Annotated in this window: 16 protein-coding genes and 1 tRNA gene; 9 read left to right on the forward strand and 8 right to left on the reverse strand. The window is 63.3% G+C overall.

Annotated features, from left to right (window positions below; genetic code table 11):
* Positions 1 to 260: 260 nt before the first annotated feature.
* The 5 genes from ACVIN2_RS13280 to ACVIN2_RS13300 all read left to right on the forward strand — a co-directional run bounded on the left by ACVIN2_RS13280 (position 261) and on the right by ACVIN2_RS13300 (position 4,330).
* Positions 261 to 1,361: a hypothetical protein gene (locus ACVIN2_RS13280; protein ID WP_456765957.1), complete on the forward strand. Its 1,101-nt coding sequence runs from the start codon at positions 261 to 263 to the stop codon at positions 1,359 to 1,361.
* A gap of 41 nt (positions 1,362 to 1,402) precedes the next feature.
* A complete protein-coding gene (locus tag ACVIN2_RS13285; protein ID WP_456765958.1) occupies positions 1,403 to 2,203 on the forward strand; it encodes a hypothetical protein in 801 nt (266 codons plus the stop codon).
* Positions 2,204 to 2,360: 157 nt separating this feature from the next.
* Positions 2,361 to 2,765: a DUF350 domain-containing protein gene (locus ACVIN2_RS13290; RefSeq protein ID WP_027568203.1), complete on the forward strand. Its 405-nt coding sequence runs from the start codon at positions 2,361 to 2,363 to the stop codon at positions 2,763 to 2,765.
* Between the two features lie 14 nt (positions 2,766 to 2,779).
* Positions 2,780 to 3,166 carry a hypothetical protein gene (locus ACVIN2_RS13295; RefSeq protein ID WP_456765959.1) on the forward strand — a complete coding sequence of 129 codons (387 nt, stop codon included), beginning with the start codon at positions 2,780 to 2,782 and terminating at the stop codon, positions 3,164 to 3,166.
* A 3-nt stretch (positions 3,167 to 3,169) separates the two neighbouring features.
* Positions 3,170 to 4,330 carry a glutathionylspermidine synthase family protein gene (locus ACVIN2_RS13300; RefSeq protein ID WP_456765960.1) on the forward strand — a complete coding sequence of 387 codons (1,161 nt, stop codon included), beginning with the start codon at positions 3,170 to 3,172 and terminating at the stop codon, positions 4,328 to 4,330.
* 159 nt (positions 4,331 to 4,489) lie between these two features.
* Here the strand turns inward: ACVIN2_RS13300 and ACVIN2_RS13305 are convergent, their stop codons facing one another.
* The 6 genes from ACVIN2_RS13305 to chpT form a co-directional block, all read right to left on the reverse strand.
* Positions 4,490 to 5,362 carry a CheR family methyltransferase gene (locus ACVIN2_RS13305; RefSeq protein ID WP_456765961.1) on the reverse strand — a complete coding sequence of 291 codons (873 nt, stop codon included), beginning with the start codon at positions 5,360 to 5,362 and terminating at the stop codon, positions 4,490 to 4,492.
* The gene (locus ACVIN2_RS13310; RefSeq protein ID WP_456765962.1) at positions 5,359 to 6,555 is read right to left on the reverse strand and encodes a protein-glutamate methylesterase/protein-glutamine glutaminase; all 1,197 of its coding nucleotides are present in this window, start codon (positions 6,553 to 6,555) and stop codon (positions 5,359 to 5,361) included. The genes ACVIN2_RS13305 and ACVIN2_RS13310 overlap by 4 nt, the downstream gene beginning before the upstream one ends.
* Positions 6,556 to 6,631: 76 nt before the next feature.
* Positions 6,632 to 6,997: a response regulator gene (locus tag ACVIN2_RS13315; protein ID WP_007600538.1), complete on the reverse strand. Its 366-nt coding sequence runs from the start codon at positions 6,995 to 6,997 to the stop codon at positions 6,632 to 6,634.
* Positions 6,998 to 7,069: 72 nt separating this feature from the next.
* A complete protein-coding gene (locus ACVIN2_RS13320) occupies positions 7,070 to 7,540 on the reverse strand; it encodes a chemotaxis protein CheW (RefSeq protein WP_007606277.1) in 471 nt (156 codons plus the stop codon).
* A gap of 25 nt (positions 7,541 to 7,565) precedes the next feature.
* Positions 7,566 to 10,349, reverse strand: coding sequence for a hybrid sensor histidine kinase/response regulator (locus tag ACVIN2_RS13325; protein ID WP_456765963.1), 2,784 nt, complete (start codon positions 10,347 to 10,349; stop codon positions 7,566 to 7,568).
* Positions 10,350 to 10,546: 197 nt separating this feature from the next.
* Positions 10,547 to 11,200, reverse strand: coding sequence for a histidine phosphotransferase ChpT (chpT, locus tag ACVIN2_RS13330; protein ID WP_018458347.1), 654 nt, complete (start codon positions 11,198 to 11,200; stop codon positions 10,547 to 10,549).
* A 170-nt stretch (positions 11,201 to 11,370) separates the two neighbouring features.
* On the opposite strand from chpT, the gene ACVIN2_RS13335 reads away from it, so the two are divergent.
* A complete protein-coding gene (locus ACVIN2_RS13335; RefSeq protein ID WP_456765964.1) occupies positions 11,371 to 12,198 on the forward strand; it encodes a 3'(2'),5'-bisphosphate nucleotidase CysQ family protein in 828 nt (275 codons plus the stop codon).
* A gap of 14 nt (positions 12,199 to 12,212) precedes the next feature.
* Here ACVIN2_RS13335 and ACVIN2_RS13340 read toward each other — a convergent pair whose 3' ends face one another.
* Positions 12,213 to 12,698 carry a YHS domain-containing (seleno)protein gene (locus tag ACVIN2_RS13340; RefSeq protein WP_456765965.1) on the reverse strand — a complete coding sequence of 162 codons (486 nt, stop codon included), beginning with the start codon at positions 12,696 to 12,698 and terminating at the stop codon, positions 12,213 to 12,215.
* Positions 12,699 to 12,837: 139 nt separating this feature from the next.
* Between ACVIN2_RS13340 and ACVIN2_RS13345 the strand changes: the two genes are divergently transcribed.
* The 3 genes from ACVIN2_RS13345 to ACVIN2_RS13355 all read left to right on the forward strand — a co-directional run bounded on the left by ACVIN2_RS13345 (position 12,838) and on the right by ACVIN2_RS13355 (position 15,091).
* Positions 12,838 to 13,443 (forward strand): DUF1134 domain-containing protein, encoded by a 606-nt coding sequence (locus ACVIN2_RS13345; RefSeq protein WP_018458350.1) that lies wholly within the window; start codon positions 12,838 to 12,840, stop codon positions 13,441 to 13,443.
* Between the two features lie 119 nt (positions 13,444 to 13,562).
* Positions 13,563 to 14,861: a hypothetical protein gene (locus ACVIN2_RS13350; RefSeq protein WP_456765966.1), complete on the forward strand. Its 1,299-nt coding sequence runs from the start codon at positions 13,563 to 13,565 to the stop codon at positions 14,859 to 14,861.
* 155 nt (positions 14,862 to 15,016) lie between these two features.
* Positions 15,017 to 15,091: transfer RNA gene (locus ACVIN2_RS13355), tRNA-Val, on the forward strand.
* Positions 15,092 to 16,108: 1,017 nt separating this feature from the next.
* On the opposite strand, the gene ACVIN2_RS13360 is transcribed toward ACVIN2_RS13355, so the two are convergent.
* Positions 16,109 to 16,264 (reverse strand): hypothetical protein, encoded by a 156-nt coding sequence (locus ACVIN2_RS13360; RefSeq protein ID WP_456765967.1) that lies wholly within the window; start codon positions 16,262 to 16,264, stop codon positions 16,109 to 16,111.
* Between the last annotated feature and the right edge of the window lie 151 nt (positions 16,265 to 16,415).

Below are 16,415 nucleotides of genomic sequence, written 5' to 3' on the forward strand. Positions count from 1 at the left end.
TCGGGGCTTGCTCCTCCCAGCCTGGACCCCGCCGCAAATGGCGGGGTTTTGTTTTTTGGGGGGATGCAATGGTGCCGTACCAACGGTTTCCGCGCCCCCTTGAAAGAACATCAACCTATGCGCTAGTGTAAAAATATCTCACCTGAAGATTGTTCAAACTAAGCATTCCGATCGCTACGCCCCACTCGAGGAAGACCCCTCGGACCACTGAATAATACGCAAGTCATTTAATCGAGTAATTATTTCGACGAGGCAGCCCAATGCGAGAGAACGCGGAAGACGCGAATAAAAATCCCGAAGGTCAAAAGTCGAACGAACAGTTCGACCTACAGGCTACCCTCAAGAAGCTCAACGACGACATCGCAAATCTCAAGCGACCAAGCGACACCTCTCCCAAAACATTTCGCGAATTCTGTCTCGGATTTACGAGCAGCGGCTTATTCTACATGCTGTTAGGCGGTGTGTTGCTATTCATCGCTCAATGGCGAATTGAGACAATGCATGCGGCGTTCACTTTCGTCCTCGTTGTCCTGGGGATTGCCCTCCTTCTTTACGGAACGGGTACGCAGAGCGCCGGCAATTTCAGTTCGGATACGACAGCTGCAAAGTACAATGTAGCAATAGCAGGGGGCGCCGGAGTACTCGCCCTGTGCGTAGCATTCGGGATGGTGACGTATTATCCCATGATGGCGGACACATTCAGGGCCGAAAAGAAGTACTTGCGCGTGCTTATCAAGAGCACTGACGGATCATCGAAGATCGCATATTACACCTCGCAGTTCTTCATCGACGGCACGCCAATTCCGTCGGTCTTGCGCGGAAATTCGTACATCGAAGTTTTTGTGCCCTATACGCTGGCAGACTTGAATACAATTGAAACCGCCGCTCAGTCGAGCGAGACCAAGTCTAAAAACAAAGCAGCCTCGAAGGGAAAGGGAATCGGCTGCGAAAAGTCAAAAGCCCTGACTCTGCAGGCATCCCCTGAAGAGGACGACGAAAGCTCGTCGAGAAAGCGCATCTCCGGGATGTTCTATCGCATGCCGGAGAGCGGCACCAACGCCGTTAGCGACCATAGGATCAACGGAAAATTCGACCAGCTCGTCGATATGGTACCCAGAGAATTCGTTATCCGGCTAAATAAATCGAGCTTCCGGCAAACTTCCGGGGGCCAGGACTTTCCCGAGTACGAAGAAGTGGTCTGCGTCAATCTTCAGAACGACAAGCAAGCTGATGCACTGCTGGAGGCAAACCGCAAATTGGCGAGCAATCCAAACAACGGACAGAACTTCGACGCCAAAGGCGCACTCAAAGCCCCGAGTCAGCCGGCTGCTACAGAACCTCCAGAAGTGGTGACGAAGTGATAACTCTATTGCCTCGCTTTGCATTGTTCACGCTCATTGCGATGAGTGCCTATCCATACGATCGGGCGAGCGCGCAAGAAGCCGGCGTGTGCGCCCAGTATCAAGCGACGACCAGCGGCATACCTTCGAAGGGCGTCCCCATCGTACCCGACGCTCTGCTGCAAGACATCAAGATTGCGGTCCCCTGCCTTGTCACGGTCATTGGTGGGCTCGAACCGGGCATCACATCCCCAAAGATGCCTCCGGATGGGGGCAGCAAGCTCTTGAGTGCGACGGCTGCGCTGCGAGCCATCATGGCGAGGCAAGGCGCCCTCGATGCAGCGTCCGGAACCCCAAACGATACCACGAAGTTGAATGAGTTCATCTCGCTGTTTCGAGACAACGATAATATTGCTGTCGTCTCGGTTCTGACTTACGCAGCGCGCAGCGACATCTACGATGCGAGGCTCAATTCCGTTCTTATCCTTGGCAACATCATTGATAACACCACCGTCTGCGTCCCCATCGCCCACCTCAACGATCCAGAGCTCGATAGCACAGACTACGGCAAGAATGGTCGAGCGAACCTGCTCGGAATTGTCTCGGTCGTGGCGCCCTGGGCTTACTTTGAAAACTATGATGCAATCGAACAGACACGCGCATTGCTGAGCGCGAAGGTCGGGGAGAATCCCGATTACAAGACAACGCGAACCATCCTTGACAACATCGACAAGCGGCTGCGCTCCCAGACCAATCAAACAAACAGAAGCGTTCCCTTGCCCGCCGAATTCAAGACCGCGTGCAAGAACTATATCGATGCTTATCGAGCAAAGCACACCGTCGCTGGAACTTTCAAGTATTGAATCCAACCAAGTGTGGCTGCAACTGTGTGGCGGGTGATCCGCACGGACCGGTCAGACGAGGCAGCACCATAGCTTGGCATTTGGAATCGAACCGATGGCGTCGACGCCTCGACCAAGTGATCGTGCAGTGTCGCGCCTTAATCCATCGGACCTTCCTATGATCCTGCAATCACTCGCCGGCCTGCCCGCCTTCCTGGTCTATTTCTGCACCGGGCTGATCGCGATCGTGACGTATCTGTTCGTCTACACCCGCATCACGCCGTACAACGAATTCCAGCTGATCCGCGACAACGAGCCGGCCGCGGCGATTGCACTCGGCCTCAGCCTGCTCGGCTTCGTGGCGCCGCTGGTCAGCGCCATCGCGCATTCGGCCAATGTGCTGGATTGCCTGATCTGGGCGGTCATCGCGCTGATCGTGCAGATCATCGTGCTCTTTCTGGTGAGGGTGCCGGTGCCGAATCTGCCGGCGCGGATCGCGGCCGGCGAGCTTGCGCCTGCGATCTGGCTCGGGCTGTCCTCGCTTGCCGCGGGCCTGCTCAACGCCGCCTGCATGATCTACTGACATGATCCACTGATATGGCCGACAAACCCTCCAAACAGCAGTTCGGCAAGCGCCGGCCGGCGGCAGGACCGCCGCCTGCGCAACAGCCGGTGAAGCGCTCCGGCCGTGTCGCGCTGCTGGTGATGGGCACGATCGCGGTCGGCACCACCGCCTACACGCTGATGCCGCGGCAGAATTGCGAGCCCACTCCTGTCGGCACGGACCCAGCGGTGCAAGCGAGCACCTCGTGCAGCAGTAGCCGCAGTTCCTCCAGCGGCGGCGGCAGCTCGTCGCGATCGAGTTTCTTCAGCAGCGACTCCTCGAGCCATTCCTCGTCCGGAACGTCGTCCGATTCAGGCTCCGGCGGCGTGAGCCGCGGCGGCTTCGGCTCGTTTGGCCATGGCTTCTCCGGCGGCGGCTGACCCATGCGACGCATCGTCTGCCCCGAGCGCGACGACTGGCGGCAGATCGCCGAGCAATGCGGCTTCGCCTTCCACACCATCGACGGCGAGCGCTATTGGGACGAGCGCGCCTACTACGCCTTCACGCTCGACGAGATCGAGCGCGGCATCGAGACGCCGACCGGCGAGATCGACGCGATGTGCCTGGAGCTCGCCGGCCGGGTCATCGGCGACGAGCGCCATCTGCAGCGCTTGAAAATACCCGACGCGTTCTGGAGCCTGATTGCCGAGAGCTGGGCACGAGACGACCGCAGCCTCTATGGCCGACTCGATCTGAAATTCGACGGCAAGGGACCGGCAAAGCTGCTCGAATACAACGCGGACACGCCGACCTCGATTTTCGAAGCCGCGGTGTTTCAATGGACCTGGCTCGAACAGGCGATCGAACGGCGCATCATTCCGTCGCGGGCCGACCAGTTCAACTCCATCCACGAACGACTGATCGAAGCCTGGAAGCAGATTGCCGCGGGGCGCCACGTCCATCTCACCGGCACCACAGGCAATGAGGAGGATGCCGGCACGCTTGCCTATCTCGAAGACACCGCGCGCCAGGCCGGACTTGCAACCACGCTGCTCGACATCGAGGCGATCGGCTGGCGCAATGATTCCGGCGGCTTCGTCGATCTCGACGACCGCGACATCGCGCTCGCCTTCAAGCTCTATCCCTGGGAATGGATGTTTCACGACAGCTTCGGCGCAAAGCTCAAGGACGCACCGACACGCTGGATCGAACCGCCGTGGAAGGCGGTGCTCTCCAACAAGGGCATCCTGCCGCTGCTCTGGGAGATGTTTCCGAACCATCCCAATCTGCTGCCGGCGTTCTTCGAGGACGATCCGCGGGCAGCCGGGCTCGGCAGCTCCTATGTGCGCAAGCCGCTGCTGTCGCGCGAAGGCGCCAATATCACGCTGGTAGCAGGCGGAATGCCGCTCGACGAGCAGGCAGGCCCCTACGGCGCCGAAGGATTCGTGCGGCAGGCGCTCGCGCCGCTACCGAACTTCTCAGACTTCTATCCGGTGGTGGGAAGCTGGCTGGTGGATCACGAACCCTGCGGCCTGTCGATCCGCGAGGACGAGAGCCCGATCACCGGCAACGGCTCGCGGTTTCTGCCACATGCGATTCTGTGAAGTGATCTCCCTCTCCCCGTTCTTACGGGGAGAGGGTTGGGGTGAGGGGCTGCTTCCGCAAAAATAATGACAAATGGACTCGCGGAGAATCCCCCTCACCCGGATTGCATCTCCGATGCAATCCGACCTCTCCCCGCAAGCGGGGCGAGGTAAGAGAACTCACCGCGCAGCTGCCACCTTCAACGACGGCGGCATCAATCCGCCCATCGGGCGGCCGGAGCGCGTCGGGTTGAGCTGATAGAGACCACGACGCTCGGCGATCGGGCGGAACGCGTCGGTGATGCCGACGACGGATTCGGCGGCGCCGAGCAGCAGCGTACCGTCGGCTTCCAAAACTTTCGCCATGCGCTCGAAGATCACGGCCTTGGTGTCCTGGTCGAAATAGATCAGCACATTGCGGCAGAAGATCACGTCGAACGTGCCGAGATGGGAGAAGTCCTGCAACAGATTGAGCTGGCGGAACTGCACCATCGCGCGGATGTCGGCATTGAGCTGCCAGACCTCGCCCGCTTGCGTGAAGTATTTCATCAGGTGCTGGATCGGCAGGCCGCGCTGCACCTCGAACTGGCTGTAGACGCCGGCCTTGGATTTCTCCAGTACCTCCTGCGACAGATCGGTGGCGACGATCTCGATGCGCCAGCCGGCGAAGGCTGCGCCCATCTCCTTCACGCACATCGCGATGGAATAGGGCTCTTGTCCCGTCGACGACGCCGCCGACCAGATGCGCAGCGACTTGCGCGCCGCACGCGCCCGAAGCAGCCCCGGCAGGATCGTTTCGCGCAGATGATCGAACGGGATCTTGTCGCGGTAGAAGAAGGTCTCGTTGGTGGTCATCGCTTCGACCACGTCGCTTGCGAGCCGCCCGTCGCCGTTCCTGATCTTCAGCACAAGATCCGGAATACCGGTAAGGCTCGCCTTGCGAGCCAGCGGCAGGAGCCGACTCTCGACCAGATACTGCTTGTCCGGGGAGAGATCGAGACCGGAGCGCTCTTTCAGGAATTTGCGCAGATACTCGTAGTCAACCGGCGTCACGAGCGGTCTCCCGCGAACAGGCGGTTGACCCGGCTGCCGATCTGGTTGAGCGGCAGGATCGCCGCGCAGATGCCGGCATTGGCCGCCGCGCCCGGCATGCCCCAGACCACGCTGGAAGCTTCGTCCTGCGCGATCACGCTGCCGCCGGCGGCGACGATGTCCTTGCCGCCGCGCATGCCGTCCGAGCCCATGCCCGTCAGGATCACGGAGAGGATGGCCCCGTGCCAGATATCGATGGCGGAGGTGAACAGCGGATCGACCGCGGGCTTGCAGAAATTGACGGCGGGGCCGTCGTCGAGCGCGATCGCCGCGTCGACGCCGCTACGCACGACGCGCATGTGCTTGCCGCCCGGCGCAAGATAGATGCGGCCCGGCTTCACCGGCTCGCCATCGACGGCTTCGGCTGCCGGCTTGCGGCTCGTGCGTGCCAGATGCTCGGCGAGAATGGTGGTGAAGGTCGGCGGCATGTGCTGGGTGATCAGCACCGGGACGCGGTCGATCACGGGGCCGAGCTCGGCGACGAGTGCCATCAGCGCCTGAGGACCGCCGGTCGATGAGCCGATCAGCAGCACCTTCGGTGCCTGGGTCGAGAACGGACGCGTGGACAGCGGCGAGGACGGTGACGGCGCATGCAGGGCCGGAGCCGGCGCGGCAGGCCGCGCGACAAGCGGTCCACGTGCAGCCGGAGCCGGGCTTGCGGGCGCGAGCGGCGGGCTCGCAACCGCGGGCTTGCGGCGCAGCCGTGCGCCGAGGTGGCGGATTTTCTGGATCAGGTCGTGATGGAAGATGTCCGCAGCCGACGCCTCACGCGTCGATTCCGGCTTCGGGATATAGTCGGCCGCGCCGAGCGACAGCGCCTTGAAGCTGATCTCCGCGTTACGGCGGGTCAGCGTCGAGGCCATGATGATGACGAGATCGCGCTTCTTCGCCAGGAGTTGCGGCAGCGCCGAGATACCGTCGAGCTCGGGCATTTCGATATCGAGCACGGCAACGTCGGGGTTGATGCGTTCGATCTGGTTGACCGCCTCGAGCCCGGTGCGCAGCGAGGCCGCGACCTCCATGTCATGCTCGGCACCGACCCAGCGCGAGATCAGACCGCGAATGACGACGGAGTCATCGACGATCATCACCCGCAACGGTCCGGCTTCCCGCGACGAGCCCGGGGTCGAATTACCTGCGAACGCAACACTCATTTACTCACCAACTCAGACTGAAACGGTCAGTTGAAAACAAACGCCGAAGGAGCCGTTCAGCCTCCGGGGCAGTCGCTCAGATAAGGCCGACTTCCTGGAATTTCGCCGTCACGATGTCCTTGTCGAAAGGCTTCATGATGTACTCGTTGGCGCCCGCGTGCAGCGCGCGCGCGATATGCGCGACGTCGTTCTCGGTGGTGCAGAACACGACCTTGGGCTGGTCGCCACCGGGCATGCGCCGGAGATGGCCGAGGAACTCGTAGCCGTCCATCACCGGCATGTTCCAGTCGAGCAGGACCGCATCGGGCAAGCCGCGCTTGCAGGCCTCCAACGCTTTCTCACCGTCCTCGGCTTCGAGGATCTGGAAGTCGAGGCCTTCCAGGATCCGGCGCGCAACCTTGCGGATGACGCTGGAATCATCAACGACGAGACAAGTTCGCATGTGAACCTCTGCTTCCACCCCTTTTGCGGGGGCACTTCCAATTGCAGGTACGTCGGCGGATGTGCCGGCGTATCAGGCCGCCATCATCTCGGGCGCGAGCTCGAGGACGCGATCGACGTCGAGGACGACCATGAGCTGGCCGTCGAGACGGTGGACGCCGCCGGCAAGCTTGGCCATGCGGGGGTCGAGATTGACGGGGTTTTCTTCCATGCCGTCCTCGGCGAGCCGCAGCACTTCGCCGATCTGGTCGATCAGGAGGCCATAGGATTCACCGCGCAGGTCGACGCCGACCGCCATCGGGATCTTGCCGTCCTCGGGCTTGGGCAGGCCGAGCCGGGCGCGCATGTCGACCACGGTGACGATGCGGCCGCGCAGGTTCAGCACGCCCGCGATCTCGCGCGAGGACAGCGGCACGCGGGTGACGCGCTCGGGCATGAACACGTCCTGGACGCGGGAGATCGGCAGGCCGAACAGCTGGCCGCCGATCATCGCGGTGACGTATTCGACCATGGCGCCTTCGCCGGACTGGGTCTTCTTGGTCATGTTGCGTATCTCCTGATCCCGCTGGTTACGCTGCTGCGCGGCTCAGCTCGGAGGCACCGGCGGCGCCCGCGGTCTGTTCCTTCAGCGCCGCGATCAGACCGGGACGGTCGAACTTGGCGACATAGTCGTGGAAGCCGGCCTGACGGCCGCGCTCGATCGCCGCCGGCGACACCAGCGCGGAGAGCCCGATGATCGGCATCGCACCCAGATTGCTGTCGGAGCGGATGGTCTCGGCAAACTCGAACCCGTTCATGTCGGGCATCTCGATGTCGGTCAGGACCACGTCGAAGGTCTGCGCGCGCAACGCGGCGAGGCCCTCCTGCGCGGTCGGCGCGGTGCGGACGCGGTAGCCGGCCGCCTTGAGCACCGGGGCCAGCATGTTGCGGAAGAACGCCGAGTCGTCGACCAGCAGCACCGATTGCGAGTGCAGCGACGGCTTCATCTCCTTGCGGGTGAACCAGTCGGAGAACGCCATCGGCAGGAAATGGCCGACGTCGATCACTTCGGTGGCCTGGCCCTTGATCACGGCCGAGCCGAGAATGCCGGAGGAGGATCCGCCGACCTCGATGTTGAGCCGTTCCTCGACAATGTCGATGATCTCGTCGACGACGAGGCCCATGGAGCGGCCGTCGTCGGAGAACACCAGGATCGGCTGGGCGCCCTGGCTCGCGATGGTGACGCTCTCCATGGCGACGAGCGGCATCAGCTGCTCGCGGTACTGCACCATGTAGCGGCCGTTCGAGAACTCGATCTTGTCGGCCGGCAGCTCTTCCAGGCGCGTGACGAGCCCGAGCGGGACCGCCTTGGGTTGGGATGAGCCGGCGCGGAACACCAGCAGCGAGGTGGTCTGCTCGCCCGATCCGATGCTGTGCGTCCCGTTCTCGTTGTTCATGTCATGGGCCGAGGAGCCGGCGGCGCCGAGCGCCTTGGCAATGCCGTTGGGGTCGATGATCATGATGACCGCGCCGTCGCCCAGGATGGTATTGCCCGAGAACATGTCGATGTGACGCAGTTTCGTCGACATCGGCTTGACCACGATTTCTTCGGTGTGGAACACGCCGTCGACGACGATGCCGAAGGTCTGGCTGCCGACCTGCGTCACCACGATGAAGCCGTTCTCGGGATCGGAGACGGCGCCGTCGTCGATCTTGAGCAGCTTCTTGAGGTGGATCAGCGGCAGCAGCTTGTTGCGCAGCCGGAGAACCGCGGTGTCCTTGATGCGCTCGATGCGGTGCTCCGAGTTGGCGCGGGCCCGCACCAGCTCGACCACGGAGAGCTGCGGGATCGCAAAGCGGTCGCCGGCGGCTTCCACGATCAGCGCGGAGACGATGGCGAGCGTCAGCGGGATCTTGATGGTAACGGAGGAGCCTTCACCGGCGACCGACTTGATGTCGATGGTGCCGCCGATCTGGTCGATATTGGTGCGCACCACGTCCATGCCGACGCCACGCCCCGACACCGAGGTGATGGCGGCAGCGGTCGAGAAGCCCGGCGCGAAGATGAACTTGTGGATCTGGGCTTCGCTCATCTTCTCGAGCTCGGCCTCGGTGACCAACCCTGAAGAGATCGCCTTGGCCTTGATCCTGTCGGTGTTCAGGCCACGGCCGTTGTCGGCGATGCAGATGATGATGTGGCCGCCTTCGTGATAGGCGGACAGGCGGATGGTGCCCTGCTCGCCCTTGCCGCCGGCGAGACGCTCGGCGGGGGTCTCCAGGCCATGATCGGCGGAGTTGCGCACCATGTGGGTGAGCGGGTCCTTGATCAGGTCGAGCACCTGGCGGTCGAGCTCGGTGTCGGCGCCGTGCATCTCCAGCTCGATCTGCTTGCCGAGTTCGCTCGAGAGGTCGCGAACGATGCGGGGCAGCTTCTGCCAGGCATTGCCGATCGGCTGCATGCGCGTCTTCATGACGCCTTCCTGCAGCTCGGCGGTGACGTTGGACAGCCGCTGCAACGGCACCTTGAACTCGGTGTCCTCGTTGCGGCGGGAGATCTCCAACAGCTGGTTGCGGGTCAGCACCAGCTCGGAGACCATGGTCATCAGATGCTCCAGCGTATCCACGTTGACGCGGATCGACTGGTTGGCGATGCTGGCTCCCTCGCCGGCGCCCTCGTCGGCGATCGACTTCTTCGGCGCGGCTTTTTCCTTGGGTGCCTTTGCCTCTTTGGCGACAGGCGCCGGGGCTTCAGCGGCCGGCGCGGGCTCGGCCTTGACTTCGGCCTTGGCAACCGGGACCGGCACTTCGATCGCGGTCTCGCGGAAGGCGCGCTCGAGCTCGTCGAGCGAGACTTCGCCCGGACGCAGCGGACGCTCCAGGCTCGGGTCGGCCAGCACGCCGGAGGTCGGCGCGGCTTCAACTGCGACAGGTGCTTCCGGCACCAGCGGCGGCGCTTCGGCTACGGGAGCAGCAGCGGCGCCTGCCGCCATGGCCGCCATGCCCTGCTCAACCATCGCTTCCAGCTTGTCGATGAGATCGCGGTCGGTACCCTCGGGCTCGGCTTCGGTCGCCTCCAGCCCGGCCAGAATTTCCTTGATGCGGTCGATCGACGACAGGATCACCGTCACCGCCTGCCCCGTCACCGGCATGCCGTCACGGAATTTGCCCATCAGCGTCTCGCCGGCATGCGCCAGCGCTTCCAGGCGCGGCAATCCGAGGAAGCCGCACGTCCCCTTGATGGTGTGGACCAGGCGGAAGATGTTATCCAGGATCTTGGCGTTGTTCGGCTCCTGCTCGAACTTCACCAGCTGATTGTCCACGGTGTCCAGGCTCTCGCTGGTTTCCGTCAAAAACTCCCGCAACAGATCATCCATGAAAACAGGCCTTCATACAGGGAGGGCGCGCACACAAGACGTGATGCGCCAATTCGGAATGGGGCCAGCTTCACCGCAAAGCGTTTAATATTGGTTGAGTATGTGGAAAAGAACGGAATCAACAAAGAGATAAGGCGCTCCGGACAAGCCGAAGCGCCTTGTAAAGATTCGATTAACGTTTGAGAGCGGCTGCGTGTCTACGAAGCGATGATGGTGATGGCCTCGCCTTCATGCGCGAGCCTCACGGTGAGCCCGCAGGCCTCTGCCAACAGCCGCGTATAATAAGGCTGGATCGCGTGCGCATCCGCGGCCGGGCCGCGCTCGCCGCTCAGGAGCTCGGAGATGTTCTGCGGCAGGCGCGCATTATGTCCGGTCGCGGTGATGCGGAAGCTCATGGTCTCGCCCTCGCCGATCGGGTCGATCGTCAGCGTGCCGCCGCGCGGGATCGTGTGCTGCGAAACGACCAGCATGTTGAGCAACAGCTTGACGCGATTCTTCGGCAGCAGGATCCGCGGCAGATTCCAGGTGATCGAGCACTTGCCGTCCTCGATGTGGCCGCGCGCCATGGTCTGGGCATCGCCGAGATCGATCTGCGCGCCGGACGAGCCGGCCGCACCAAAGGCAAGACGGCAGAACTGGAGGCGGGCGGAGGCGGTTTTCGCGCTCTTGCGAATCAGGTCGAGTGCGAACTCGCGGTCGTCGGGCTTGGGATCGTCGTCGAGCACTTCGAGCCCATTGACGATGGCGCCGACAGGGCTGATGAGATCGTGGCAGACCCGCGAGCACAGCAGCGCAGCGAGTTCGAGCGCATCTGGAGCGGTGGCGGTAGCGGGTGACGAAGCGTCAGACATAAAGGGTTCCTGGAATTGCACGGCGCGGACGCGGCGAATCAAGCATGCTTGACGAATGCCTCAGGTTCTAACATTCGCTGGCACGTGGCAGCTAGCTTGCGATCGGTTCGAAGCGGCCCTAATGCCGCGGCGAATCACTGAGGAGGGATGGAATTGCCGATGAATGAGGCATGCAGGTGAAGCGGATCATCGACGGCGCGGCCGCCTTCCACCTGATGGAGCCGCTCACCGCGCTGGTGGTGGAGGCGGGCGAAGCCATCCTCGCGGTCAACCGCGCGGCGATGCGGGTCGACGGCAAGCAGGACGGCTCGCCGGTGACCGAGGCCGACCTTGCCGCCGACCGCATCATCGCGGACGGGCTGGCGCAGCTTGCGGGCGACATCCCGACGCTCTCGGAAGAGCGGACCCAGCTCGCCTCGCCGCCGTTCCGCGACAGCTTCTTCCTGATCGATCCGCTCGACGGCACCAAGGAGTTCGTCGCCGGGCGCGACGAGTTCACCGTCAACCTTGCCCTGGTGACATCGGGCGTGCCGCTGCTGGGCATCGTCAGCGCGCCCGCGCTCGGGCTGCTCTGGCGCGGCATCGTCGGCCGCGGCGCCGAGCGCGTCAGGTTCGATGGCGCGACGATCGGCGCTGCCGAGCCGATCCATACCCGCAAGTTGCCGCCCCTGGGCGAGCCCTGGATCGCCGCGGTGAGCCGTTCGCATGGAGATCCCCGAACCGAGGACTTCATCGATCACCGCCCCAACGCCGTCAGGAAGACGGTCGGCTCGGCCGTGAAATTCGGCCGGATCGCGGAAGGCAGTGCCGACATCTATCCGCGCTTCGGGCCCACTTGTGAATGGGACGTCGGGGCGGGCTACGCGGTCGTGACCGCGGCCGGCGGCAGCGTGACCGACGGCAAGGGCGGCGCGCTCCGCTTCGGCGAGCGGCACGATGGCGGCTTCATTATCCCGGAGTTCATCGCCTGGGGTGACCCGCAGGCGGCAAGAGTCTGAAATCGTAAAGGGGCCTACTGGCTGAGCTTGTCCTGGAGGGCCGGCCAGCGCTTGCCCACCTCATAGAGGAAGCGCTCGGGATTGGCGGCGAAGCCGTCGCGATTGGCTTCCCGGCTGAACAGATAGAGCCGCTGCGCCGCGATCGCGAAGAAACGGGGGTTGCCGGCGATGGTGACCCCGCGGGCGATATCGACCGGATCGTAGCCGCCGAACTGCGGCCCGTAGACCTCGGGATGCGCCAGGAAAGAGGCGCGGTTGCCCTCGTTCCGAAAGCGCCAGACTGCGCCCCACAGGTTCGCCTCGAACTCGGCCGTCCCCTGCACGGCCGTGCCAGCGACGAAATAGGCCACGGGGTCGAAGCCCTCGATCGCCACGCCGCTGAAGCGGTTGACGACGATCCGCTCGGTGGTGGCCGCCTGCGCCGGCCCCCCCACGCAGAGGATCCAAATGCCCGACAGCATGCAGACCAGAAGGCCGATCAAGGCAATTCCGGGGCGCAAAGGGCTGGCTTCCTGCCGTTCTGCCGTCATAGTTGCTGCGGATAACATCCGAGTCGAGGGGACATCCGGCGCAACCTAGAGCCGCGCCTGTTGGCGTCAGGTTAAGGAAGCGACCGGATTCGGTACCAGGGGTTCTTTTATGACTTTCGCATCACGCCTTGCCGCAGTCGCGCTTGCCGCGATGGTCGGGTGGATCAGTCCGGCTTCCGCCCAGCAGCCGCCGCCGCCCGATTTGCCGCCGCCGCAGCGGACCCAGACGCCCAGCACCTATGGGCCGGACGAACTCGTGAACGCCGGCCACCGCTTCTTCGGCAACGTCTCGCGCGGTCTCGCCTCGATCATCGAGAAGGCGGTCAGCCAATGGGGCCTGCCCAACGGCTATATCCTCGGTGAGGAAGGATCCGGCGCTTTCGTCGCCGGCCTGCGCTACGGCGAAGGCACGCTCTACACCAAGAACGCCGGTGACCTGCGCGTCTACTGGCAGGGTCCCTCGCTCGGCTTCGACTGGGGTGGCGACGGCGCGCGTACCATGACGCTGGTCTATAATCTGCCCGCCACCAACGCGATCTACCAGCGCTTCGCCGGCCTCGACGGCTCGGCCTACATCATCGGCGGCTTCGGCATGACGGCACTCACCGCCAACAACATCGTGCTGGTGCCGATCCGCTCGGGCCTCGGCCTGCGGCTGGGAGCCAATATCGGCTATTTGAAATTCACCCCGCGCGCGACCTGGAACCCGTTCTAGGGTCCCGCTTTCCCCTGCGGCGACGGATCAAGGTTAACGACATGTCGGGGCTGGCTTTTTGCCGGCCCCGCATGCAATGTCCTTGGTAAATTTTTCCTTAGCTTTGGGAGTTCTGGCCCATGGTCGAACCGATCATGTACCTGGCGATCGGTTTCCTGCTCTCGATGCTGTGCGGGCTCGCGATCGTGCCGCTGGTGCATAACCGCGCCGTGCGCCTGACCACGCGCCGGCTCGAGGCCGCCACGCCGTTGTCGATGGCCGAGATCCAGGCCGACAAGGACCAGCTCCGCGCCGAATTCGCCATGTCGGCGCGACGGCTGGAGATGAGCGTCGACCAGCTCAAGAACAAGACCACGAGCCAGCTCGCCGAGCTCGGCAAGAAGAGCGACGCCATCAACCGCATGAAGATCGAGCTCGGCGAGAAGAACGCCACGATCTTCGCGCTCGAAGCGCGCGAGAAGGCGGTGAAGGAGCAGCTCCGCGCCACCGAAGAGGAATTCAACACCAAGACCGCGGCCCTGCGTGCCGCCGAACTCGCGCTGACCGACAAGCAGGGCGAGCTCGCAAAGATCAATTCCGAACTGTCAGACCGCTCGATGATGGCGGAGAGCCGCCAGGTCGAGCTGGTTGTGGTCCGTGCGCAGATCGAGGAGCTGAAGAACCGCGTCGGTGACGCCGAAAAGGAATTTGCCGCGACGCAGGCGCGGCTGGCGCAGGAGCGCACCGAATCCGAGACCGCCTCCCGCGAGCTCGGCGACGCCCGCGGCCGGGTCGAGAATCTGAGCCAGCGCGTCACCGACCTCGATCGCCAGCTCATGTTGCAGGTGAAAGAGGCCGAGATGCTGTCGGGCCGCGTCAGCGATCTCGAGGGACGCCTTGCCACGCAGGGCAAGCTGCTCGCCGAGCGCGACTATGAGAACAACCAGCTCCGCCAGGCCAATGAGAGTTCCGAGCGCACCATCAAGGAGCTGCGCGTCGAGATCGCGGCCTTGAGCGGCGGCAAATCGTCGGCCGCAATGGAATCGATCCGCGCGGAAAAGACCGCCCTGGAAGAGCAGCTGCGCACCGCCCGCGACGAGCGCGCCAAGCTCCAGCGCGACATCAACGCGATCCAGCAGCAGGCCGAAAGCTCCTGGGCGACCGAGCGGATGGAGAACGCGCTGCTGCGCGAACGCATCAACGACATCGCAGCCGAAGTGGCCAAGCTCGCGATGCAGCTCGAAGGGCCGAACTCGCCGATCGAGGCCCTGCTTGCGGCCGAGGCCGGCCAGCCGCCGAGGCCGGCGCCGCGCCCGGCCAATGACGCCGCGACCAACGGCGCGGCCGCCGGCACCCTGCCCGAAGGCGGCGGAACACTGGCCGAACGCATCCGCGCGCTCCAGGCCCACGCCTCCCGCGCCCGCCAGCAGGGCGCGTAAGCGGCCCCAAGACCGTCTCACCGCCGAATTGCGGGTTCGGGGAAGGTTTTCCGGCCCGGCAGCGCCTCGAAACTTGACACCTTGGGCCCGCACTTCTAAATCGCGGGCTCCAAAGCGCCGGCGGCCGAAACTCGGGCCGCCTGCATGATGGATTCGGGTGCATAGCTCAGCGGGAGAGCGTTCCCTTCACACGGGAGAGGTCCAAGGTTCGATCCCTTGTGCGCCCACCATTTCTCCAGCATTTTTTAGTGACTTACCGACTTGCTTCCTCTACATTGTGCCCCGAAAAGTCTGGGGCACAACCCGGGCACGCTGCAAAAAAGATCATCCCTCTACCTTCGCCCGCCGCTCCCGGCCCGACGACAAACAAGAAAGCTCGTCGATCTTTCACCACGAGACGCGTCGTCGCGCGACCTTTGGGCACGGGTTTCGTTGGCGCTCGATAGGCGCGAGCACGTTGTGCTCGAGGCAACCTTCGCCGAGGTACCACGGAGGAAGGTATAGTGGTCCCGCCGAGTCCTTTGAGGCTCCGCTCTTGCCGCTCATTGGCTGGGTTGTCCACTAACGCCATGAGTTGCCGCCGCGTCGGCTCGGCAATGTCGCTCGAAGTGGTTCTCGAGACCACGTCGCCAGAGCAGATAGTGCTGGTTTCCAGTGACGACCTGCCGTCCGGTGAGGGACACCACATAGGGCCGCCTTCAATCATCAGGTTGCCAGCTCATGCACTGCTTCTCCGCCAGCTGTTGCCGTAAGCCTCGCGCCCGACTTAGTTCGGACGGCTGGCGCTGGTGACGACTACGACGAGAGCCCTGTGGCAATATTGTAAGCGATAAGGACCAACGGAGCCGCGAGTTCGCTTTCGGCATCCCCTACCTCGGGGCCGGCTTATGGTCATCGCTCTTCCAGATCGTGGTTCTACTCGGGCGTATTGACCGGTTGCCGTGCCGTAGTGCTCGCATGGCTCGCAACGAAGGGCCCAGTTCGCCCCTTCCTGGATCACGACCGATTATCAAGCCTGCATCGAGCATTGGCGGATCGGGTCTCACCAGCTCCGTGGTGCTCACACCCGCATTCAGATCAACTGCCGTGTCGGAGTCTGGTTCAAGCAGTTCTCGCAGGCGCTCGATGCGTGCGAACCGGAATGGATGGACTGGTTTGATCATCGGGCTAGGCCCCTCGGGTCGAATGCGAGCAGTCGGATGATAGCAATCGGATGATGAAAACGATGAGCGCGCGACAGGTGATGCTCATGAGTCGAGCTGTCGGTTCTCCGCCGAATGCCAGTCCGCGCCATGGAGGCGGATCATCTCCCGACGGGACCGCTCGATGAAGATGCGCTCAACGCAAAAGCCGGCTGCAACTGAAGCCGCCAGCGCAAGGCCATAGGCCATATAGTCGTTCATGAAATTCCAAAACATGTTGCAGCCGGCAACTCCCACAAAGTAAGTGCCATGATCAAATTCCGAAATGCCTTAACCATCCTGCCCCCAGTAAGTCGGCGAAGGAACTTTTACCATTGCAACCACGGCGATTGGCAGCGTTTGACCCTTGTGA

This window comes from Bradyrhizobium sp. USDA 3650, assembly GCF_054057395.1.